The organism is Hymenobacter sp. BRD128, from assembly GCF_013256625.1.
Classification (GTDB): Bacteria; Bacteroidota; Bacteroidia; order Cytophagales; family Hymenobacteraceae; genus Hymenobacter.
The window spans coordinates 1,788,054-1,811,285 of record NZ_CP053908.1 but is presented as its reverse complement, the minus strand read 5'-3'; the positions used below and the strand labels follow the sequence as shown (position 1 = coordinate 1,811,285).

Annotated in this window: 14 protein-coding genes; all 14 read left to right on the top strand. The window is 62.8% G+C overall.

Annotation, left to right across the window (positions count from 1 at the left end; all coding sequences use genetic code 11):
• The first annotated feature begins 41 nt into the window (after window positions 1-41).
• The 14 genes from GKZ68_RS07980 (at window position 42) to GKZ68_RS07920 (ending at window position 23,232) form a co-directional block, all read left to right on the top strand.
• The gene (locus GKZ68_RS07980; protein ID WP_173112967.1) at window positions 42-1,826 is read left to right on the top strand and encodes a RagB/SusD family nutrient uptake outer membrane protein; all 1,785 of its coding nucleotides are present in this window, start codon (window positions 42-44) and stop codon (window positions 1,824-1,826) included.
• Between the two features lie 174 nt (window positions 1,827-2,000).
• Complete coding sequence (locus GKZ68_RS07975) at window positions 2,001-3,575, top strand: DUF5597 domain-containing protein (protein ID WP_254244210.1); 1,575 nt, start codon at window positions 2,001-2,003, stop codon at window positions 3,573-3,575.
• Window positions 3,565-5,517 carry a sialate O-acetylesterase gene (locus GKZ68_RS07970; protein ID WP_173112962.1) on the top strand — a complete coding sequence of 651 codons (1,953 nt, stop codon included), beginning with the start codon at window positions 3,565-3,567 and terminating at the stop codon, window positions 5,515-5,517. Before GKZ68_RS07975 ends, GKZ68_RS07970 begins: the two co-directional genes overlap by 11 nt.
• Complete coding sequence (locus GKZ68_RS07965; protein WP_173112958.1) at window positions 5,507-7,705, top strand: glycoside hydrolase family 3 N-terminal domain-containing protein; 2,199 nt, start codon at window positions 5,507-5,509, stop codon at window positions 7,703-7,705. Before GKZ68_RS07970 ends, GKZ68_RS07965 begins: the two co-directional genes overlap by 11 nt.
• A gap of 8 nt (window positions 7,706-7,713) precedes the next feature.
• Window positions 7,714-9,219, top strand: coding sequence for a xylulokinase (locus tag GKZ68_RS07960; protein WP_173112956.1), 1,506 nt, complete (start codon window positions 7,714-7,716; stop codon window positions 9,217-9,219).
• Window positions 9,220-9,374: 155 nt separating this feature from the next.
• A complete protein-coding gene (xylA, locus tag GKZ68_RS07955) occupies window positions 9,375-10,691 on the top strand; it encodes a xylose isomerase (RefSeq protein WP_173112953.1) in 1,317 nt (438 codons plus the stop codon).
• Window positions 10,692-10,855: 164 nt separating this feature from the next.
• A complete protein-coding gene (locus GKZ68_RS07950) occupies window positions 10,856-11,944 on the top strand; it encodes an endo-1,4-beta-xylanase (protein ID WP_173112950.1) in 1,089 nt (362 codons plus the stop codon).
• A 245-nt stretch (window positions 11,945-12,189) separates the two neighbouring features.
• Window positions 12,190-14,595, top strand: coding sequence for a glycosyl hydrolase 115 family protein (locus tag GKZ68_RS07945; protein WP_254244209.1), 2,406 nt, complete (start codon window positions 12,190-12,192; stop codon window positions 14,593-14,595).
• A 129-nt stretch (window positions 14,596-14,724) separates the two neighbouring features.
• Window positions 14,725-17,391 carry a glycoside hydrolase family 3 C-terminal domain-containing protein gene (locus tag GKZ68_RS07940; RefSeq protein ID WP_173112946.1) on the top strand — a complete coding sequence of 889 codons (2,667 nt, stop codon included), beginning with the start codon at window positions 14,725-14,727 and terminating at the stop codon, window positions 17,389-17,391.
• 154 nt (window positions 17,392-17,545) lie between these two features.
• A complete protein-coding gene (locus GKZ68_RS22650) occupies window positions 17,546-18,139 on the top strand; it encodes a family 43 glycosylhydrolase (protein WP_367949215.1) in 594 nt (197 codons plus the stop codon).
• Window positions 18,140-18,180: 41 nt separating this feature from the next.
• Window positions 18,181-19,221, top strand: a complete 1,041-nt coding sequence (locus GKZ68_RS22645; protein ID WP_367949214.1) for a family 43 glycosylhydrolase — start codon at window positions 18,181-18,183, stop codon at window positions 19,219-19,221.
• Window positions 19,222-19,315: 94 nt separating this feature from the next.
• On the top strand, window positions 19,316-20,272 hold the full coding sequence (locus tag GKZ68_RS07930; RefSeq protein ID WP_173112943.1) for a glycoside hydrolase family 43 protein: 957 nt from the start codon (window positions 19,316-19,318) through the stop codon (window positions 20,270-20,272).
• Window positions 20,273-20,355: 83 nt separating this feature from the next.
• Complete coding sequence (locus GKZ68_RS07925; RefSeq protein WP_173112940.1) at window positions 20,356-21,648, top strand: glycosyl hydrolase family 8; 1,293 nt, start codon at window positions 20,356-20,358, stop codon at window positions 21,646-21,648.
• 15 nt (window positions 21,649-21,663) lie between these two features.
• Entirely contained in the window at window positions 21,664-23,232 is a 1,569-nt protein-coding gene (locus GKZ68_RS07920; RefSeq protein WP_173112937.1) for a glycoside hydrolase 43 family protein, read from the top strand.

Here is a 23,232-nt window from a genome sequence, read left to right as displayed (position 1 = left end):
CCGCGAGCCCCCCATTTCCTATCCAATCCTTCGCAATCATCATGAAAAAAATAGTATTAGCTACGCTTGGCACGGCACTGGTGCTGTCGGCGACCAGCTGCAACAAGGACATCCTGGACGAGAACCCGACGTCGGTGCTGACGCCCGCGTTCCTGCAAACATCGCAGGGCGTGGAGGCAGGCGTAGTAGGCGTGTACTCGGGCCTACGCCAGATATACGGCAACGACGCGGCCACTTTCACCACCGAGGCGGGCACCGACCTCTGGACCACCGGCATCTCGGCCAGCAGCGGCCTGTCTGACTACGACAACAACGCCCTGACACCCTCGGGCGACGGCTCGCACTCGTTTGTCTGGACGGCGTGCTACCAGAAAATCAACGCCGCCAACGGAGTGCTGCAATATGGCCCCAACGCCCAGGGCCTCTCACCCACGCGCCTGACCCAGCTGCTGGCCGAGGCCAAGCTGCTGCGGGCCCAGTACTACTTTGTGCTGGCGCAGGACTTCGGCGACGTGCCGCTCTACACCGCCTTCATCGACCAGCCCACCAAGGATATCAGCCGTGCCCCGCTGGCCGATGTGTACACCCAGATACTCAAAGACCTGACGGAGTCGCTGGCCACCATCGCCGATAAGCCCGCCCAGCCCGGCCGCGTAACGCGCGCCACGGCCCTGCACCTGCTGGCCAAGGTGTACCTAACCCGCGCCACCTCGTCGGCCAAGCAGGCCACCGACTACGCCATGGCCGCCCAGTACGCCAAAGAACTGATTGATAACCAAGGTCGCTACGGCCTGGCGCTGGAAGCTGACCCGGCTACCGTATTTGCCGAAGGCAACGAGAACGGCAAGGAGGTCATCTTCAATGCCCAGTTTAACAACGACGCCACGTTTACGGGCCTGGATGGCTTCACCTACGTGAGTGGCGAAAACGTGCTGAACTTCCAGTACCGCAGCCGCTACGACAAGATGCCCAACATGGCCCGCGACACGTACAACGGCCGCCCGTTTGCCCGCCACGTACCCACGTACTTCCTCGAAAATTCGTACATCCTGCGCGATGCCAGCGGCAACGCCCTGGAGTCGGGCGCCGCGCTGCGCACAACCGATACGCGCTACAACAAGTGGTTTACGACGGTATACACCGTGAACGCGCCCAATGCCAACGGCGGCAGCACCAAGGCCGTCATCGGCGATACATCGGTCTGGTACCCCGGCCGCGACCTGACGGCGGCGCAGCTCGCGCGCATTGCCAGCCGCACGCCGTATCCGTACCTCGTTATTCAGCCTAGCCAGTACACCACGGAGTACTTCCCGACGCTCAACAAGTTCGACAGCCGCAACCGCTCGTCGCTCAACGGCTTCTCGACCCGGCCCAACATTATTTACCGCCTAGCCGAGACGTACCTGATGGCCGCTGAGGCGTACTTCTACCTTGGTAATAGCGCCCAGGCCGCCACCTACCTCAACGTGGTGCGCGAGCGCGCCGCTGCCGCCGGCAAGAAAAGCCTAATGGATATCACCGCCGCGCAGGTAAGCATCGACTTTATTCTGGATGAGCGCGCCCGTGAGCTGTGCGGCGAGTTTACCCGCTGGTACGACCTGAAGCGTACGGTCACGGCCGGTGGGGCCAGTGAGCTGCTCACGCGCATTCGCAATACCAACTATGCGCCCGCGCTGCGCTCGGTAACGACGCCGGGCTTCACCAAGGGCGGGGTATACGGCTCCAACGCGGCCATCAACATCAAAGACTTCCACGTGCTGCGGCCCATTCCGCAGAGTGAAATTGACCGCACTGGCGGCAAGCTCACCCAAAACCCTGGGTACTAGCCCTGGCTGGCCAGCGCTGCCGGGCTGCCGCAAGGTGGCCCGGCAGCAACTGTCTGCTTGGTTTTAATAAGGGAGTTGAACCCGTTCGCGGAGTTGTTTTCAATACAGGTAATTTTGAGCTATAAAGAGTTGATAGGTAGGTTTATGATGGCCAGCTTGCTTGGGCTGAGCGCCTTGGGTACCCGTGCCCAGAGTGCCCCGCCCCGGCTGGTAAAAACCGGCCCGAGTACCCAGTTGCTGGTGGATGGAAAGCCGTTTTTGATACTGGGTGGCGAGCTGGGCAATTCGAGCAGCTCAAGCACGGCCTACCTGCAGCCCGTCTGGCCCAAGCTCCAGGCCATGCACCTCAACACGGTGTTTGCGCCCGTGTACTGGGAATTGCTGGAGCCCACCGAAGGCCGTTTCGATTTCAAGCTGGTGGATGAGCTGCTGGCCGACGCCCGCCGGCACCAACTCAAGCTGGTGCTGCTGTGGTTTGGGGCCTGGAAAAATAGCATGTCGGTGTATGCCCCGGCCTGGGTCAAAACCGACCCTAGCCGCTTTCCGCGCGCCACCGATGCGCAGGGCCACCCCCAGGAAATCCTGACGCCCTTCAGCGCCGCAAACCTGGAAGCTGATAAAAAGGCGTTTGTGCGCCTGATGCAGCATCTCAAGCAAACGGACAGCCGCACCCACACCGTGCTGATGGTGCAGGTCGAAAACGAAATCGGGATGTTGCCCGAGGCCCGCAGCTACGACGCCGCGGCCCAGGCCGCCTTCGCCCAGCCGGTGCCCGAGCCGCTGCTCACTTATTTGCAGCGCAACAGCGCTAGCCTGCGCCCCGAGTTTGCCGCGCAGTGGCAGCGCCACGGTGCCAAAACCCAGGGCACCTGGACCGAGGTTTTCGGCCCCGGCGTGGCCACCGACGAGATTTTTCAAGCCTGGTACTACGCCGACTTTACGAATACCCTAGCCGCCGCTGGCAAAGCCGCCTACCCGCTGCCGATGTACGTGAACGCGGCCCTCAACTACCGCGCCGACCGCCTGCCCGGCCAATACCCCAGCGCTGGCCCGCTGCCCCACCTCGCCGACGTGTGGGAAGCCGGTGCTCCGAGCATCGACATCTTGGCGCCCGACTACTACAACCCGAATTTCCGCTACTGGTCCGACCTGTTTACCCGCAACGGCCGGCCGCTTTTTACCCCCGAAATTGCGTTTGAGCCCGGCGACGACGCCAAGGCGCTCTATGCTTTCGGGCACTACAACTGCCTGTCTTTTTCGCCCTTTTCCATTGAATCGACCGACAAGCCCGCGCAGGAGCCCATCGGCAAAGCCTACGACCTTTTGCAGCAGATAACCCCGCTGCTTACCAAGTACCAGCCGCTAGGGGCCGTGCGCGGCTTCCTGCAAGCCAAAGACTCGGCCGCCGGCCACGCTACCCTCGGCGACTACCGTTTCACGGTGAAGCACGACTACACCCTAGGCTGGGCGCCCGACGCGAAAAAGCCCGACTGGCCGCTGGCCGGTGGCCTCATCATCAGCGTGGCACCCGACGAGTTTTACGTCGTGGGCAACAGCCTCGTTATCAACTGCGAGCCCACGGCGGCCGGCAAAAAGGCCGGCTTCGTCAGCATCGACGAAGGCCGCTTTGTCAACGGCGCCTGGGTGCCCGGCCGCCGCCTCAATGGCGACCAGAACCACCAGGGCCGCCATATTCGCCTCGAACCCGGTAGCTATGCTATTCAACACGTTAAGCTCTATGCCTACTAATCGTTTTGCCCAGCTCGCCGCCGCGGGCACCCTGGCGGTACTGGCCGCCGCGCCCGCCCGCGCCCAGGTGCGCCTGCCGCGCCTCGTGAGCAACGGCATGGTGCTGCAGCGCGAGGCGCCGGTGCGCATCTGGGGCTGGGCCAAGGCCGGCGAGGCGGTCAGCGTGGCCTTCCAGGGTAAAACCTACCGCACTACCGCTAGCCCCGCCGGCCAGTGGCAGGTGCAACTGCCCGCCCTGAAGGCCGGTGGCCCCTACGAGATGACCATCGACGCCAGCAACCACTTGGTGCTGAAGGATATCTTGGTGGGCGACGTGTGGTTTTGCGCGGGGCAGTCGAACATGGAACTGCCCATGCGCCGCGTGCGCGACAAGTATCCGCAGGAAGTAGCCACGGCTAACAACCCGCGCATCCGGCAGTTCGACGTGCCGATGCGCTACGCCTTCAACGGCCCCAAAGCCGACGTGACTGGTGGCAGTTGGGTAGCCCTTACGCCCGAAACGGTGCTGGGCTTCTCGGCCGTGGGCTACTTCTTCGCCAAAGAAATCAACGCCAAGTATCAGGTGCCCGTGGGCCTGATAAAGGTGGCCGTAGGCGGCTCGCCGGCCGAAGCCTGGCTGAGCGCCGATGCCCTCAAGCAGTTTCCCAAGTATGAGCAGCAAGCCGCGCCCTACCGCGACAGCGCCGCCGTGGTCGGCATCCAGCAGCGCGAGCGCGCCGCCGTGGGCGACTGGTACAAGCGCCTGCACCAGGCCGACCAGGGCGAGGCGCCCGGCCAGCCCAAGTGGAGCAGCCCCAGCTACGACGCCAGCGCCTGGCCCACCATGCCGGTGCCCGGCTACTGGGCCGACCAGACGCCGCTCGGCATGGTCAACGGCGTGCTGTGGTTTCGCAAGGAAGTGGAAGTGCCCGCCGCCATGGCCGAAAAGCCCGGCCGCCTGGAGCTGGGCACGCTCGTCGACGCCGACTCGACCTACATCAACGGCCAGCTCGTGGGCACCACTGCCTACCAGTACCCGCCGCGCAAGTACGACTTTGGCCCCGGCGTGCTGAAGGCCGGCAAAAACGTGATTATGGTGCGCCTCATCAGCAACGGCGGGCGCGGGGGCTTTACCAGGGAGAAAACCTACCAGCTCACGGCCGGCGGCCAGGCCCTCGACCTGCGCGGACCTTGGCAGTACAAGCTGGGCGGCACCATGACGCCCACGCCCGGCACCACCACGTTTCAGTACCAGCCGGGGGGGCTGTATAATGGCCTCGTGGCGCCGGCCTTGCCCTACGCCATCAAGGGCGTGCTGTGGTACCAGGGTGAGAGCAACGTAGGCCACCCGGCCGATTACTACGCCCTGACTTCGAGCCTTGTCACCGACTGGCGCGCGCACTTTCAGCGGCCCGACCTGCCCTTCCTCTACGTGCAATTGGCCAATATCAACGCCGTCAAAAAGGAGCCCGGCGAGAGCAACCAGGCCCTGGTGCGCGACGCCCAGCGCCGCCTGCTGGCTTTGCCGCGCACCGGCATGGCCGTTATCAGCGACGTAGGCGAGTGGAACGACATTCACCCGCTTGATAAGCAGACTGTCGGCCACCGGCTAGCCCTGGCCGCCGAGAAAGTAGCCTACGGCGACCCCAAAGTGGTGGCCAGCGGCCCGCTCTACCAAACCATGAAAACCACCGGCAAGCAGGTTACGCTGACTTTTGCCGGGGTTGGGAGCGGGCTCGAAGCCAAAGGCGGTGGCCCGCTCGGCGGCTTCACCGTGGCCGGGGCCGACCACAAGTTTGTACCCGCCCAGGCCCGCATCGAAGGCAATAAAGTAATCGTCTGGAGCGACCAGGTGCCCGCACCCGTGGCCGTGCGCTACGCCTGGGCCGATAACCCCGAAGGGGCTAACCTGTACAACAAAGAGGGCCTGCCCGCTTCAACTTTCCGCACCGATGACTTTTAGGCTGACCTACTTGCTGCCCGGCTGCGCGCTGCTGGCCCTGGCTAGCCTGGAAAGTAGCGCCCAAACCACATCCGTGTTTCGCGACGCGAAGCAGCCGCTTAGCGTGCGGGTGAATGACCTGATTAAACAGCTGTCGCTGGAAGAAAAAGCCCAGCAAATGCTCGACCAGAGCCCGGCCATTCCGCGCCTGGGCATCCCGGCCTACAGTTGGTGGAACGAGGCGCTGCACGGCGTGGGCCGCTCGGCGCCGGCCACGGTGTTTCCGCAGGCCATCGGGCTAGGGGCGACGTTTGACGACGACCTGGCCCTGCGCGAAGCCACCGCGATTTCGGACGAGGCGCGGGCGGTGTACAACGCGGCCATCGCCAAGAACCACTACGTGAAGTACGGCGGCCTCACCTTCTGGACGCCCAACATCAACATCTTCCGCGACCCGCGCTGGGGCCGCGGTCAGGAAACCTACGGCGAGGACCCCACGCTGACCTCGCGCATGGGCGTAGCCTTCGTGCGGGGCTTGCAGGGCGACAACCCGAAGTACCTCAAAGTGGCGGCCTGCGCCAAGCACTACGCCGTGCACAGCGGCCCCGAGCGCCTGCGCCACGAGTTCAACGCTGAGGCTAGCCCCCAGGATTTGCGCGAAACCTACTTGCCGGCCTTCAAGGCATTGGTAAAAGACGCCCACGTGGAGGCCGTGATGTGCGCCTACAACAGCACTAACGGCGAGCCCTGCTGCGGCAACGAGTTCTTGCTCGACCAGGTGCTGCGCAAAGAGTGGGGCTTCCGGGGCCACGTAGTGAGCGACTGCGGCGCCTTGGATGACCTTTACCAGGGCCACAAAACGGTTAAGACCAAGACTGAAGCCGCCGCGCTAGCCCTCTCGCGCGGCGTAGACCTGAACTGCGGCGACACCTACACCAAGCTGCCCGATGCCGTGCACCAGGGCCTGCTCAAGGAAAGCCAGGTGGATACCGCCCTCGCCATTCTGCTGCGCACGCGCTTCAAGCTGGGCTTGTTTGACGGGCCAAACGCTACGCCCTACGACCGGCTAGGCCCCGAGGTGGTGAACAGCGCCGCCCACCGCGCCATGGCTAAGGAAGTGGCCCTCAAGTCGATGGTACTGCTTAAAAACAACGGCGTGCTACCCCTGCGCCCCGACCTGGGCAAGTACTTCGTGACCGGCCCTAATGCTACCAGCGTGGAAGCGCTGCTCGGCAACTACTACGGCGTGAACGACCAGATGAGCACCATCCTGGAGGGCTTGGTGGGCGCCGTGCAGCCCGGCAGCCAGATTGAGTACAAGCAGGGCGCCCTGCTCGACCGGCCCAACATCAACCCCATCGACTGGACCACCGGCGAGGCCAAGCAAACCGACGCCATCATCGTGGTAATGGGCATTACGGGCGTGCTGGAAGGGGAGGAGGGCGAGTCCATCGCCTCGCCCAATGCCGGCGACCGCCTCGACTACAACCTGCCCCAAAACCAAATCGACTTCCTCAAAAAGCTGCGCCAGGGCAGCAAAACGCCCATCATCGCCGTCGTGACCGGCGGCAGCCCCATGAACCTGAGCGAGGTGCACGAATTGGCCGACGCCGTACTCCTGACCTGGTACCCCGGCGAGGAAGGCGGCAACGCCGTGGCCGACCTCGTGTTTGGCAAGGTCTCGCCCTCGGGCCGCCTGCCCGTCACGTTTCCCAAGAGCTTCGCCCAACTGCCCGCCTACGAAAGCTACGGCATGAAGGGCCGCACTTACCGCTACCTGGCCGCCGAGCCCATGTATCCCTTCGGCTATGGCCTGAGCTACGGCAAGTTTGCGTACTCCAACCTGAAGTTGGCCAAAGCCAAAATTGGCAAAAACGAATCAGCTGAAGTAACTGCCACTGTCACCAATTCGGGCACCCTAGCTGCCGATGAAGTAGTGCAGCTCTACCTCACGCACCCGCCCAAGGCCGGTACTCAGACGCCGCTTTTTGCCTTGAAAAGCTTCAAGCGTGTGAACCTGCAGCCGGGGGCTAGCACCCAGGTCAAGTTCACGCTCACGCCCGCCCAACTGGCGCTGATTGACAAGGGCGGCAACGCCGTGGCGCCTAGCGGCCCGGTCACGGTGTACGTGGGTGGCTCGCTGCCCTCGGCCCGCAGCCTAGCGCTGGGCGCCGCCAAGCCAGCTTCGGCTCTATTGACTATTAAATAGCTTCCACTATGAAATATCTCCTTGGCTACGACATCGGTAGCTCTTCCATCAAAGTCTCGCTGCTCGACATCGCCACCGGCCGCTGCGTGGCCGCCGCCACCTCACCCGAAACCGAGATGGAGATGGCCGTGCCCCAGCCCGGTTGGGCCGAGCAGCGCCCCGAGCGCTGGTGGCAGGAAGTCATCAACACCACCAAAAAGCTGCAAGCCCGCTACGGCTTCGACCCGTCGCTGCTGGCCGGCATCGGTATTACGTACCAGATGCACGGCCTGGTGCTGCTTGATAAAGACGGCCACGTGCTGCGGCCCGCCATTATCTGGTGCGACAGTCGCGCCGTGGAAATCGGCAACCAGGCCTTTGCTGACCTAGGTGAGGAGTTTTGCCTAGAGAATTTCCTGAACTCGCCGGGCAACTTCACCGCCTCCAAGCTGAAGTGGGTGCGCGAAAACGAGCCGGAGATTTACGCCCGAATCCACAAGATTCAGCTGCCCGGCGATTACCTCGCCTACCAGCTTACGGGCCAGATGCAAACCACCGTATCGGGCCTCTCGGAGGGCGTGTTCTGGAATTTCAAGAAGCAGGCCATCGCCCAGGAGCTACTCGACTACTACGGCATCAGCGCCGACTTGCTGCCCGAGGTGGTGGACACCTTCGCCATCCAAGGCCGCCTCACGGCCGAAGCGGCCCAGACGCTGGGGCTAGCCCCCGGCACGCCCATCAGCTACCGCGCCGGCGACCAGCCCAATAACGCCTTCTCGCTCAACGTGCTGAACGCCGGCGAAGTAGCCGCTACCGGCGGCACCAGCGGCGTAGTCTACGGCATCAACGAGACGACCACGGCCGACCCCCGCTCGCGCGTCAACTCGTTCGTGCACGTGAACAGCACCCGCGAACAGCCTAAAAACGGCGTGCTGATGTGCCTCAACGGCACCGGCATTCTGAATAGCTGGCTGCGCAAAGCGGTGGGCAACCTGCCCTACGACCAAATGAACACCCTGGCCGCCCAGGCGCCGGTAGGGGCGGCGGGCCTGCTCTTTCTGCCCTTCGGCAACGGCGCCGAGCGCATTCTCCAAAACCGGCCCGCCGCCGCCAGCCTCCACGGCTTGCAGTTCAACGTGCACGGCCAGCCGCACCTCATCCGCGCCGCGCAGGAAGGCATTGTGTACGCCCTCAACTACGGCATGGACATCATGCGCGCCTCGGGCGTGCAGGTGCAGAAAGTGCGCGCCGGCCACGCCAATATGTTCCTCTCGCCGGTGTTCCGCGAGGCTTTCGTGAACTGCGGCAACGTGACGTTGGAGCTCTACGACACCGACGCGGCTCAGGGCGCGGCGCGCGGCGCGGGCATTGGCGCGGGCATCTACGCCAGCCCCAAGGAGGCGTTCAATGGCCTGGCGCTCATCAGCACTGTGGAGCCTACCCCTGCCCTGCAAGCTCAATACCAGCAAACCTACAGCGACTGGCAGACCCTACTAGCTCGCGAAACCCGCCCGGCGGAAATGTTAATAGCCTAAGCCTCGTCCTGGCGAAGTGCGAAGACGCAGGTGCTGCCAGCGTTGCGGCCCCGCATCAGTTCTTTCTCTTTTTTTAAAGCAAATATTAGGGATGAAGCACGCTTAGCTGACTATCCCTGTACCACCTCTCATTACCCCCCAACTACCCTCCCAACATGGCAACCTCCGAATTTTTCAAAGGCATCGACAAAATCAAGTTTGAAGGCCGCGAGTCTGATAATCACCTGGCTTTCAAATGGTACGACGAAAACCGTATGGTGGCCGGCAAGACCATGAAGGACCACCTGCGCTTCGCTACCGCGTACTGGCACACGTTCGTGGGCACCGGCGGCGACCCGTTCGGCCCCGGCACCAAGAACTTTGCCTGGGACCAGAAAGGCGACATCGTGGGCCGCGCCAAGGACAAGGCCGATGCCGCATTTGAGTTTTTCACCAAGCTCGGCACGCCCTACTACTGCTTCCACGACATTGACCTCGTGGATGAGGGTGCTTCGTTGAAAGAGTACGAAAGCAACCTGAGCACCGTGGTTGACTACCTCAAAACCAAGCAGCAGGAAAGCGGCGTGAAGCTGCTGTGGGGCACGGCCAACGTGTTTTCGAACCCGCGCTACATGAACGGCGCCAGCACCAATCCTGACTTTGCGGTGGTGGCCCACGCCGGCACGCAGGTGAAAAACTCCATCGACGCCACCATCGCGCTGGGCGGCGAGGGCTACACTTTTTGGGGTGGCCGCGAGGGCTACATGACCCTGCTCAACACCAACATGAAGCGCGAGCAGGAGCACCTGGCCCGCTTCCTGAGCATTTCGCGCGACTACGCCCGCAAGCAGGGCTTTAAAGGCAAATTCTTCATCGAGCCCAAGCCGGCCGAGCCCACCAAGCACCAGTACGACTTCGACGCCGCTACCGTCATCGGTTTCCTCAAAGCGCACGGCTTGGAAAAGGACTTCATGCTGAACCTGGAAGTGAACCACGCCACGCTAGCCGGCCACACCTTCCAGCACGAGCTGCAAGTAGCCGCCGATGCCAACCTGCTCGGCAGCATCGACGCCAACCGCGGCGACTACCAGAACGGCTGGGATACCGACCAGTTTCCGAACAACCTGAATGAGCTGACCGAGAGCATGCTCATCATCCTGGAGCACGGCGGCATCGCCCCCGGCGGCATCAACTTCGACGCCAAAACGCGCCGCAACTCGACCGACCTGGAGGATATCTTCATCGCCCACATCGCCGGCATGGATACCTTCGCCCGCGCCCTCGTCACGGCCGATGCCATCCTCACCAAGTCGCCCTACAAGCAATTCCGCACCGAGCGCTACGCTTCGTTCGACTCGGGCCACGGCGCCGAGTTTGCGAAGGGCAACCTCACGCTGGAAGACCTGCGCCGTGTCGCGCACGAAACCGGCGAGCCCACGCCCCGCAGCGGCAAGCAGGAGTGGCTGGAAAGCATCATTAATCAGTATATCTAAGCTAGTGCTATTGCTAGCCTAGCGTAGCGCCTCATCCTTAGTCCCTTTGCTCAAAGCGCGAGGGGGAGCCGAACGACTGCTCTTCATCAGTTTGCATTAGGCTGCCCTTCGCTTTGCGGATAAGGGTCGGGGGATGAGGCGCTATTTTTAGTAAGCTCCGTTTTATGAACGTTTCCCGCTACGCCCTCGGTGCCCTGTTGCTAGCCAGCCTGGCCTTCACCAGCAGCCAGCGCCCGCCCGCTGAAAAGGGCCTGAAAGACTACTACAAAGACTACTTCCCGGTGGGCGTGGCTGTGTCGCCGCGGGCGTTGCAAAACCCGGCCGAGGTAGCGCTTATTCTTCAGCAGTTCAACAGCCTCACGCCGGAGAACGACATGAAGATGGGGCCCATCCACCCCGACTCGACCCGCTACAATTGGGGGCCGGCCGATGCCATCGTGGACTTTGCCCAGGCGCACAAGCTGAAGGTGCGCGGCCACAACCTCTGCTGGCACGAGCAAACGCCCCGCTGGATTTTCAAAAATCCCGATGGCAGCCAGGTGAGCAAAGCACGGCTGCTCAAGCGCCTGCACGACCACATCGACGCCGTGGTGAAGCGCTACAAAGGCAAAATTTACGCCTGGGACGTGGTGAACGAGGCCATCGCCGATAACCCCGGTGAGTTCCTGCGCAACTCCGACTGGTACAAAATCTGCGGCGAGGACTTCATTGCCGAAGCCTTTCGCTACGCCCACGCCGCCGACCCTAGCGCGGTGCTCTTCTACAACGACTACAACACCGAGCGCCCCGAGAAGATGGAGCGCATCTACAAGCTGCTCAAAAAGCTGAAGGATGCCAAAGTGCCCATCGACGCGGTGGGCCTGCAGGGCCACTGGTCGCTGGTCGAGCCCACCGGGCAGGAGCTGCGCGCCACCATCGAGCGCTTTGCCTCGCTAGGCCTCAAGGTGCAGGTGACCGAGCTGGACGTGTCGGTGTACCCCTGGGAAAAGGACCGCCGTGCCAAGCGCCCCGACGAGTCGGACGCCTACACGCCCGAGATGCAGGCCAAGCAAAGCGCACAGTATAAGTTATTTTTCAACGTGTTTCGTGATGAGGCGAAGGCCGGCCGCCTCACGGGCGTTACGTTCTGGAACATTTCTGACCACTACTCCTGGTTGGATACCTACCCGGTGGCGGGACGAAAAAACCACCCACTGCTGTTTGATGAGAATTTCAAGCCCAAGCCGGCTTACTACGAGGTGGTGAAGTTTTAAGGTCTAGGGTGAGGTGCACACCTGCTGAGCAACCCCCACTACTAAACAATATTCCCAATGCGCATTATCCTTGCCCATCTTCGGCTGACGGTGCTAGTGCTGGTCCCCGCGCTGGCCTTCGCTCAGCAGCCGGCCCCCCTGCGTACCGACCACTACATCGCTGCCAAACAGAGCGCCGGAAGTTTCCCGCTCGTGGCGGGGGGAAGGCCGCCGCGCTCTACGCCAGCGACGGCGAGTGGCCGGGCGTGCTGCGCACCATCCGCGACGTGCAGGCCGACATCACCCGCGTGACGGGCCAGGAACCTGCCATGCTCACTGATGCGCCGCAGAGTGCGCAGCCCGTGGTGCTCATCGGTACGCTGGGCCACAGCGCTTTGATTGACAAGCTGGTGCAGAACGGCAAGCTCGATGTGAGCAACCTGGCCGGGCGCTGGGAAACCTTCGTGGTGCAGCCCATCGCCAACCCCCTGCCGGGCGTGGCCAGCGCCCTGGTGGTGGCGGGCAGCGACAAGCGCGGCACCATCTACGGCCTCTACGACCTGTCGGCGCAGATGGGTGTATCGCCCTGGACGTGGTGGGCCGATGTGCCCGTGCCGCACCAGAAAAACCTCTACGTAGCCGCCGGCCGCCACACGCTGGGCGAACCCAAGGTGAAGTACCGGGGCATTTTTCTCAACGATGAGGCGCCCGCGCTGAGCGGCTGGGCGAAGGAGAAATTCGGCGGCATCAACTCTAAAATGTACGAGCACGTTTTTGAGCTAATCCTCCGGCTGAAAGGCAATTACCTCTGGCCCGCCATGTGGGGCAATGCCTTTAACGACGACGATAAGCGCAGCCCGGAGCTAGCCGATACCTACGGCATCGTGATGGGCACCTCGCACCACGAGCCCATGCTGCGCGCCCAGCAGGAATGGAAGCGCTACGGCAAAGGCCCCTGGAACTACCAGACCAATGCGCCGGTGCTACAGGAGTTTTGGCGCCAGGGCATCCGCAACATGGGCGCCCACGAGAGCATCGTGACCATCGGCATGCGCGGCGACGGCGACGAGCCCATGAGCCGCGAAAGCAACACCGCCTTGCTCGAAAGAATAGTGGCCGACCAGCGCCGGATTCTGGCCGAAGAAACCCACAAACCCGCCGAGCAGACGCCCCAGGTATGGGCGCTCTACAAGGAGGTGCAGGAGTACTACGACAAAGGCATGCGCGTGCCCGACGACGTGACGCTGCTACTCTGCGACGACAACTGGGGCAACCTGCGCAAGCTGCCCAGGCTCGGCGACCAGCCCCGCAAGGGTGGCTACGGCATCTACTACCACTTCGACTACGTGGGTGGGCCGCGCAACTACAAGTGGCTGAACACGAACCCGCTGCCGCGCATCTGGGAGCAGATGCACCTGGCTTACGCGTATGGCGCCAACCAGATTTGGGTGGTGAACGTGGGCGACCTTAAGCCGATGGAGCTGCCGATTTCGTTTTTCCTCGACTACGCCTGGAACCCCGATGCGCTGCCCGCCGACGGCGTGGCGGCTTATACCGAGCGCTGGGCTAGCCAGCAGTTCGGCCCCAAATACGCCGCCGACATTGCCGATATCCTGGCCAAATACGCCAAGTACAACGCCCGCCGCAAGCCCGAGCTGCTCGACGCCACCACCTATAGCCTGGCCACCGGCGAGTGGGCTAGGGTAGTGGCCGAGTACAACGCCCTGGCCACCCGCGCCGAGGCCATCAGCCAGAAGCTGCCCGCCGCCGACCGCGACGCCTACTTCGAGCTGGTGCTGCACCCGGTGCTGGCCTGCGCTAATCTCAACGAGCTGTACTACACCGTGGCGCAGAACCGCGAGGCCGCTAAAACCAATCAGCCCAACACCAACGCGCTGGCCGAAAAAGCCAGGGTGCTGTACGCCAATGACGCCGAAATCAAGCAGCGCTACCACGCCCTGGCCGGCGGCAAATGGAACCACATGATGGACCAAACGCACATCGGCTACACCTACTGGCAGCAGCCGGAAGTGGATAAGATGCCTGAGGTTGTAACGCTGCCCGCGGGCACCCCGGCCCAAGCTGCCGCGCCGACCCCTAGCCCGGCAGACAACGCCAGCTACGTCTCGCTCGATGCCGAAAGCTACTTCCAGGCCGTAAATGCCGGCCCCGTCACCTGGCAGCGCCTGCCCGACCTGGGCCGCACGGCGGGCGCGGTCACGACCGTGCCGGTTACGGCTGCGCCTACCCCCACGCCGGGCGGGGCTAGTCCGCACCTGGAGTATCGCCTCTCGCTAGCCCAGGCCGGCCCCGTCACGGTGAGTGCTTACCTGGCGCCGACCCTGGATTTCACCAACACCACCGGCCTGCGCTACGCCGTGTCGATTGACGATGAGGCGCCGCAGCTTGTCAACCTGCACACCGGTCTCAATCCCGATAATGGCAACAGACCCTGGGAAAGGGCGGTGGCCGAAAATATTATCCTCAAAACCTCGCAGCACAATGTGGCTGCTGCCGGCGCGCACGTGCTCAAATTCTGGCGCGTGGACCCCGGCGTGGTACTCGAAAAATTGGTAGTGAGCCAAGGCACGGTGCCCGCTAGCTACCTCGGCCCGCCCGCCAATGCGGCCGGCTTGGGCAAGGCCCTGCCTGGCACGCTCGGTAGCCGTTAACCTCACCCCCGGCCCTTCTCCAAAAGCAAGGGGGGCCTGACGTTCGCTTGCAGTCAGCTCCCCTTGCTTTTGGAGAGGGGCCGGGGGGAAGTACCCCGCGTTCGGCCACAATCCATTCCATTCCCACCCATGAAATTATCGTACCTGCTCCTGGGCCTGGGCCTGCTGGCGGCCAGCGGCGCCCAACGCCCGCCCGCGCCGCGTCCGGCCGTGGCCGCTTACCCCTTCCAAAACCCCGATTTGCCGCTCGACCAGCGCGTGAATGACCTGGTGGGCCGCCTCACCCTGGCCGAAAAAGTATCGCAGATGCTGAATGCTTCGCCGGCCATCGACCGGCTGGGCATTCCGGCCTACAACTGGTGGAATGAGGCGCTGCACGGAGTGGCGCGCACGGGCCTGAAAACCACGGTGTTCCCGCAGGCCATCGGCATGGCAGCTACGTTTGACAAAGATGCCATGCTGACGATGGCCACCATGACTTCGGATGAGGCGCGGGCGGTGCACCAGGAGTACGTGCGGCGCGGCGAACGAGGTATTTACCAAGGACTTACGTTCTGGACGCCCAACATCAACATCTTCCGCGACCCGCGGTGGGGCAGGGGCCAGGAAACCTACGGCGAAGACCCCTACCTGACCGGCCAACTAGGCTCGGCGCTGGTGAAGGGCTTCCAGGGCGACGACCCGAAGTATCTGAAAATCACGGCCTGTGCCAAACACTTCGCCGTGCACAGCGGCCCCGAGTCGTCGCGCCACGAGTACAATGCCCAAATCAGCGACTACGACCTGTGGGACACGTACTTACCCGCCTTCCGCGACCTGATAGTAGACGCCAAGGTGGCCGGCGTGATGTGCGCCTACAATGCCTTCGCTGGCCAGCCCTGCTGCGGCAGCGACGTGCTGATGACCAATATTCTCTACAAGAAATGGCAGTTTAAGGGCTACGTTACGTCCGACTGCGACGGTATCAACGACTTCTGGCAGCACCACAAAACCGACCCCGACGCGGCCACCGCCGCCGCCAATGCCGTGCTGCACGGCACTGATATTGAGTGCGCTACGGGCAAGCTCTTTACCTATAACTCGCTGCTGGATGCGGTGCAAAAAAAGCTCATCAGCGAGCAGCAGCTCGATACGTCGGTGAAGCGGCTGTATAAAATCCGGTTTCAGCTGGGCATGTTCGACCCCGTGGAGCGCGTGAAGTACGCCCAGATTCCGCTGAGCGTAGTGGAAAGTGCCCCGCACCAGGCCCACGCCCTCAAAATGGCCCGCGAGTCGGTGGTATTGCTTAAGAATGAGCACAACACCCTGCCCCTGCGCAAGGACCTGAAAAAAATCGCGGTGCTCGGCCCCAACGCCAACAGCGCGAACGTGCAGCTGGGCAACTACAACGGCTTCCCGACCAACATCGTGACGCCGCTTGAAGGCATTCGTGCTAAGGTGGGGCCGGGTACGGAAGTGGTGTACATCCAGGGGGTTGACTACGCTAGTAACACCGTGTTCGAGCCGCTTGACATTAATAAACAGCTGGCTTACAATGGCCAGCCCGGCTTCCAGGCCGAGTATTTCAAGGGCCCCAACCTGGAAGGGCCGGCCGTGGCCACGCGCCAGGAAGCCGGCCTCGACCGCTACCTGGCCAACGTAAAGCTGGAAATCGCGCCCGGCCTGCCGGCCGAAAACGTATCGGCCCGCTACCGCGCCACCTTCACGCCCGCCGCCACTGAGGAGCTAGCCCTGCAAATCACGGGCGACGATGGCTACCGGCTCTATGTCAATGACAAGCCAGTGATTGACGCTTGGGCTAGCCGCGGCTCCTCGACCAGGCAGTACGTGCTGAATGTAACCAAGGGCGAGCCCCTCGACCTGCGCCTGGAGTACGTGCAGTACGACCGCCGCAGCATCCTCAAGTTTACCGGCGCGCGGGTGGTGCCCATGAACGCGGCCAACATCCTGGCTAGGGTCAGGGATGCCGACGCTATTGTGTTTGTGGGCGGCATCTCGCCCCAGCTCGAAGGCGAGGAAATGACGGTAAAAGTGCCTGGCTTCAGCGGCGGCGACCGCACCACCATCGGCCTGCCCGAGGTGCAAACCAACTTGCTAAAGGTGCTGCACAGCAGCGGCAAGCCGGTGATATTCACGATGATGTCGGGCAGCGCCCTGGCTACGCCCTGGGAAGCGGCCAACCTGCCGGCCCTGCTCACGAGCTGGTACGGCGGCCAAGCCGCCGGCACGGCCCTAGCCGACGTGCTCTTCGGCGACTACAATCCCGCCGGCCGCCTGCCGGTCACGTTCTACAAGTCGGAAACCCAGCTGCCAGCCTTCGACAACTACAGCATGGCCGGCCGCACCTATCGTTACTTCACCGGCGAGCCACTTTTCCCCTTTGGTCATGGCCTGAGTTATACTACGTTCAAATACAGCAACTTGAAGGTGCTGTCGAAGCCCGCCACCGGCCAGCCCATCCGGGTGAGCGTGGAGGTGCAGAATACCGGCGCCCGCGCCGGCGACGAGGTGGTGCAGCTCTACGTGCGCCACCCCGGCGCAACGGGCCGCGTGGCGCGGCACGCGCTGCAAGGCTTCCGGCGCATCAACCTGGCGCCGGGCGCCCGGCAAACGGTGCAGTTCACGCTTTCACCGCGCCAGCTCTCGCGGCTCGATGCGCAGGCCCGGCGCGTCGAAGCGTCCGGCAAAGTGCAGCTGTTTGCGGGCGGCGGGCAGCCGCTGGCGGCGGCAGTAGCGGCGGGCCGCGTGCTGCAAACCGACCTGGCCCTGGCTGGGCCACGGGTAACAATTGACTAGAGCGGCGGCCAACTACCACCCCTGAGGCCATCAGCCGCCACCCGTGCAAGCGGGCCGCACGCTCTTCAGAATCTTTCAAACCGCCTTTTGCCTTGCTTCTTTTCAGCCGCCACCACTCAATTTATCGCCATTTTTTAGCATGCTACTACCGCAAATGAAAAAAGCTCTCCTGCTTTGGAGCGCGCTGGTGCTCCAAAGCTTTGGGCTGTCTGCACAATCGATTGACTTGGTTAATCCCATCCTCACGGGCTTTTATCCCGACCCCAGCATTGTGAAGGTGGGGCCGGATTATTACCTGGTCAACTCTACGTTTGCCTACTTCCCCGGCATTCCGGTGATGCACAGCCGCGACCTGAAGAACTGGCAGCAGGTGGGCAACGTCATCAGCCGGCCCTCGCAGATGAATTTTCTGGGCGACCGCATGACGCGGGGCTTGTTCGCGCCGGCCATTGCTTATCACAAGGGTACCTACTACGTTACGTGCACGCTGATTGACCACAAGGGCAACTTTGTGGTGACGGCCAAAAATCCTGCCGGGCCGTGGAGCGACCCCACCTTCCTGCCCGAGGTGCGGGGCATCGACCCCTCGCTGTACTTTGAGGGCGACAAGGCCTACGTCATCTACAACAGCGACCCGCCCGACAACAAGCCGCTCTACGACGGCCACCGCTCCATTAAGATTATCGAGCTGAACCCAGGCACGTTGCAAACCGTGGGTGAGGCCAGCATCGTGGTCAACGGGGGGTAGACCTCAGCAAAAAGCCCGTCTGGATTGAAGGCCCGCACCTGATGAAGCGCGGCGACTGGTACTACCTCTACGCGGCCGAGGGTGGCACGTCGGTGAATCACACGGAGGTGGTATTCCGCAGCCAGGCGCCGCTCGGGCCGTTTGTGCCCTACGAGCACAACCCCATTCTTTCGCAGCGCGAGCTGCCCCGCGACCGCAAAAACCCCATTACCTCGGCCGGGCACGCGCAGTTTGTGGAGGGGCCCGATGGCAAGACCTACGCTATTTTTCTGGCCGTGCGGCCCTACGAGGATAATTATTACAATACTGGGCGCGAGACGTTTATCGTGCCCGTGGAGTGGAAAGACGGGTGGCCAGTAACGGTGCCCGGCCCCAGCGGCGTGCAGTACAGCTACCGGGCCAATTTCCCGGAGGTGAAGCTGCCCGGTGCCCGGCCGCAGAGCGGCAATTTTGCCTACACCCTCACTTTTGAGAGGCAGCTCGACCCGGCGCTGCTGTTTCTGCGCACGGTCGATAGCAGCAGCTTTTCGCTGGGCAAGGCCAAGGGCCTCACCCTGAAGCTCAAGCCCGCAACGGTGGCCGAAACCGGTAGTCCGGCCTTTATTGGCAAGCGGCAGCAGCACCTGTACTGCACCGCCGAAACGGAGCTGACATTTGCCCCCAAGGCGGCCAATGAGAAGGCGGGCCTGGTTATCTTCCAAGACGAGAAGCACTTCTATTACCTCTGCAAATCGGTGGACAACGGCAAGCCGCTGCTCCAACTCTACAAGAGCACCGCCGATGCCAAGCAGCCGGAGCGACTGGCCGAGGCGCCGCTCAAGTCGGCCACGGCTAGCGTGCAGCTGCGCATTCAGGCCCAGGCCGACGCCTACAGCTTCAGCTTCTCGGAAAACGGCAAGGCGTGGACGGTGCTCAAAGATAAGGTGGATGGTAAGTTTTTGAGCACGCAGGTGGCGGGCGGCTTCATCGGCTGCTTGTTTGGCATGTACGCCACCTCGTCGGGTCAGCCCACGACAAATACGGCCGCTTTTAAGTGGCTCAAGTACGAAGGCAACGACCCGATGTATAAAAAGGCGCAATAAGGCCACGCGCCTTTTTATCATTTTAGCGGGTGGAAAGTGGCGGTTCGGCCGTCCCCTGGCCGCCCTTTTTGCCTGGTCTTCAACCTCCAGCCCTATGAAAATTTTCATTCTCCTGGCTCTTTTTAGCTCGCTGGCCTGCCCCGGCTTGCGGGCCCAAAACCCCATTATCCGCGACGTGTTCACGGCCGACCCGGCGCCGCTGGTGTACCGCGACACGCTGTTTCTGTACACCGGCCACGACACGGCTTCGGTGCAGGAAACCAACTACAAGATGCCCGACTGGCGCATCTACTCCACCACCGACATGGTGCACTGGAAGGACTACGGCAAGCGCCTGTCGCCCAAGACCTTCGCCTGGGCTACCGGCGATGCCTACGCGGCGCAGTGCGTGTACCACAAGGGCAGATTCTACTGGTTCGTGGCCACGTTTCACAAGAAAGATGAGCACAGCCAGGGCGGCGCGGCCATCGGCGTGGCCGTGGCGGACCGGCCCACCGGCCCGTTTAAGGATGCCATCGGCAAGGCGCTCATCGTCAATGAAATGACTACCGACAAGCCGCACGCCTGGGACGACATTGACCCCACGGTGTTTGTGGACGACGACCAGCAGATTTACCTGTACTGGGGCAACGGCAGCTGCAAGTGGGTAAGGCTCAAGGACAACATGACGGAGCTGGCTAGCCCCATTACCACCTTCACGCCCAAAAACTACATCGAAGGCCCGTGGGTGTACAAGCGCAAAAAGCTATACTACCTCGTGTACGCCAGCGCCGGCACCAAGCCCGAAATGATAGAGTACTGCACGGCCCCCAGCGCCGCCGGGCCGTGGACGTACCGGGGCATTATTCAGGGAAACGTGCCCAACAGCTTCACGACCCACCCCGGCATCGTCGACTACAAGGGCAAGAGCTATTTCTTCTATCACAACGGCGCGCTGCCCACCGGCGGTAGTTACCGGCGTTCCATTTGCGTCGATGAACTGCAGTATAACCCCGACGGCACCATCAAGCCCATTGTGCAGACTACCAAGGGGGTAAAGCCGGTAAAGTAGCGCGGACTTGCAGTCCGCAAGTCGGGCGCTCCGGGTAACGCGCAGGCTGCAGGCCCGAGCTATGGCACCCAATTAAGAACCTTATGAAGCAACTCGTTACACGGCTGGGAGCCAGCCTCGTGCTGCTTGCGCTAAGTGCCGCGCCCGCCGCTGCCCAACGCTCGGGCAAGCCGATGAATGCCCAACCGGCCCCCAAAGGCGCCTTTTATTCGGGCGCCTACCCCAACCTTTTTCGGGAAGCGGGCTACCACCAGGCCGACATCGACCAAAAGGTGGCGCAGGCGTACCACGACGTGTTTGAGGGGCCTAACAAGGTGTACTTCGAGGTGGGCGACTCCATGGCCTACGTCTCGGATGTGAAGAACGAGGATGCCCGCACCGAAGGGCTGTCCTACGGCATGATGGTGGCCGTGCAGCTCAACAAAAAGGAGGTATTTGACCGCCTCTGGCGCTGGTCGAAGAAGTACTTGCAGCACCAAAGCGGCCCGCTGGACGGGTATTTTGCCTGGAGCATCAATACGGCCACCATGAAGCGCAACTCGGAAGGGCCCGCCTCGGATGGCGAGTTGTATTTCGTGACCAGCCTGCTGTTTGCCGCCAACCGCTGGGGTAATGCCACCGGCATCAATTATTACCAGCAGGCCCGCCGCATCCTGGATGCCGCGTGGAAAAAGGATGGCACCGGCGACGTGCACAACCTCTTCAACACCCAGCACAAGCAGATAAGCTTCGTGCCGGTGGGCGATATGTACACCTGGACCGACCCCTCATACCACGTGCCGGCGTTTCTGGAGGTGTGGGCCGAGTATGCCCAGGACGGGCACGCGCAGTTTTACCGCGCCTGCGCCGATACGTCGCGCGCGTTTTTGCACCGCGCCTGCGCCGCGCCCACCGGCCTCAACTACGACTACACCGAGTTTAGCGGCCAGCCCCACGCTACCCGCTGGGCACCAGCCGCCTTCCGCTACGATTCGTGGCGCGTGCCCATGAACATTGCCATGGACTACGTGTGGTTTGGCCAGGACCGCCGCTGGCAGCAGCAGTACGCGCGGCGCCTCCAGGCTTTTCTGCGGGCCAAGGGCCTGAATACCTTCGAGGACCAGTTCAACGTGGACGGCTCGCGGCCCGATTTCATCTTGCCGGCCGGCAAAGTCAAGAAGCTGCGGCACTCGCTAGGGTTGGTGGCTACGTCGGCCGCGGCCTCGCTCGCGAGCCCCGCCGCCAACCGCCTCGACTTCGTGCACGCCCTCTGGAACGCCAGGCTAGCGCCCTACGACGACGGATACTTCGACCCCTACTACGACGGCCTGCTGTACCTGTTCAGCCTCATGCACCTGAGCGGCAAATACCAGGCGATAAAGCCCCCCATGCACTAAATGCCAAGGCCAACGATGAAGAAGTATATACTGCTGCTGGCTGGGCTAGCCCTGTGGGCGCCGGCGGCCTGGGCCCAGACCCCAGCGGCCCACAACCCCGTGGTGTATGCCGACGTGCCGGATATGTCCATGATTCGGGTAGGCAAAACCTACTACATGAGCAGCACCACCATGCACATGAGCCCTGGGGTGCCCATCATGAAATCGACCGACCTAGTGAACTGGAAGCTGGTGAGCTACGCCTACGACACCCTGACCACCATGGACGCCATGACCCTCGCCAGGGGCCAGAGCACCTACGGGCGTGGCTCGTGGGCCAGCAGCCTGCGCTACCACCAGGGCACGTACTACGTGAGCACGTTTGCCCAAACCACGGGCAAAACCCACGTGTATTCAACCAAAAACATCGAAAAAGGCCCCTGGAAGGCAGTTTCTTTCCGGCCCAGCCTGCACGACCACTCGCTGTTTTTCGACGACGATGGGCGCGTGTACATGGTGTACGGCGCGGGTAAAATTCAGCTGGCCGAGCTCACGGCCGACGTGGCGGGCCTGAAGCCGGGCACCACACCGCAGGTTATCATTGAGAATGCCAGCGCTCCCGCCGGCCCTACCCCCGGCCTGCCGGCCGAGGGCTCGCAGCTGTTTAAGATTAAGGGCAAGTATTATTTGTTTAACATTACCTGGCCGCGTGGCGGCATGCGCACGGTGGTCGTGCACCGGGCCGACAAAATAATCGGCCCCTACGAGGGCCGGGTGGCCCTGCAAGACCTGGGCGTGGCCCAGGGCGGCCTCATCGATACCCCTGGCGGCGAATGGTTTGCCTATTTATTCCGCGATTTTGGCGCGGTGGGCCGCATCCCGTATTTGGTGCCGGTGCAGTGGGAGAGTGGCTGGCCGGTGCTGGGCAGCCCGGCGGGCAAAGTGCCCGAAACCCTAGCCCTACCTGCCAACCAGCCCTTGATTCCCGGGCTCGTGGCTTCCGACGAGTTTACGCGCCGGGCGGGCGAGCCGGCCCTGCCCCTGGTCTGGCAGTGGAACCATAACCCCGACAATGCGCTGTGGTCCGTAACCAAGCGTCCCGGCTACCTGCGCCTCACTACCGGGCGGGTCGATACGTCGTTCTTGCTGGCCCGCAATACCTTGACGCAGCGCACCATCGGGCCGGTGTGCGCCGGGGTCACGGCCGTAGATGTATCGCACCTGAAAGCCGGCGATTTTGCCGGCCTCGGCGTGTTGCAGAAGCGCTACGGCCTGGTGGGCGTGCAGGCCAGCGCTGGCGCCAAAGCCATCGTGATGGTGAGCGCCGAGTCGGAAAAGCCGGTCGAGTTGCAGCGCCTGCCGCTGACCCAGGACAAGGTGTATTTTAAAATCGAGTGCGATTTTAAGGACCGGCGCGATGTGGCTAGCTTCTTCTACAGCCTCGACGGCAGCACCTGGCAGCCCGTGGGCGGGCCGCTCAAAATGGCCTACACGCTGCCGCACTTTATGGGCTACCGGTTTAGCTTGTTCACCTACGCCACCCAGGCGGCGGGCGGATACGCCGACTTCGACTATTTCCGCATGGAGGACCATCTGAGCAAGTAG